Annotated in this window: 1 pseudogene; it reads left to right on the top strand. The window is 61.3% G+C overall.

The features are described 5' to 3' along the window. Positions 1-710: pseudogene (locus A3730_RS28975) on the top strand (polyribonucleotide nucleotidyltransferase); the annotation flags it as partial.

The raw sequence follows: 710 nt of genomic DNA, 5'->3' as shown, positions 1-710 counted from the left end.
GCCCGTTACGCCAAGGTTGGCGAGCTGCGCGAAGCCTGTGTGGCTGAATTTGCCACCGGCGAAGAAGGTGCTCCGGAAGCCGGCGAAGTGAAAGAGCTGTTCGGCAAGATCGAAAAGAGCGTAGTGCGTGAAGCCGTGGTATCCGGCAAGCCGCGTATCGATGGCCGAGCTCTGGACGCTGTCCGTGCAATCGATTGTCAGGTGGGCACCCTGGCCAAAACGCACGGTTCTGCGTTGTTCACCCGTGGTGAAACCCAGGCCATCGTGACGGCCACTCTGGGTGGCATGCGCGATGCCCAGTTCATCGATGCGCTGGAAGGGTCCCGCCAGGATCACTTCATGCTGCAGTACAACTTCCCTCCGTACTGTGTGGGCGAGACCGGCTTTATCGGCTCTCCGAAACGTCGTGAAATCGGCCACGGCCGTCTGGCGCGTCGTGGTGTGGAAGCCGTTGTGCCGAGCGTGCAGGACTTCCCGTACACCGTTCGTGTGGTTTCCGAGATTACCGAATCCAACGGTTCGTCCTCCATGGCGTCCGTGTGCGGTACTTCCATGGCGCTGATGGATGCGGGTGTCCCGCTGACCGCGCCGGTGGCGGGTATTGCCATGGGGCTGGTGAAGGAAGAAGACGGTCGCTATGCAGTCCTGTCCGATATCCTCGGTGACGAAGATCACCTCGGCGACATGGACTTCAAGGTGGCGGGTACGGC

This window comes from Alcanivorax sp. HI0044 (assembly GCF_001634945.1).
Note: the sequence above shows the minus strand (reverse complement) of the source record. Positions and strands in the feature narration are given on the sequence as shown.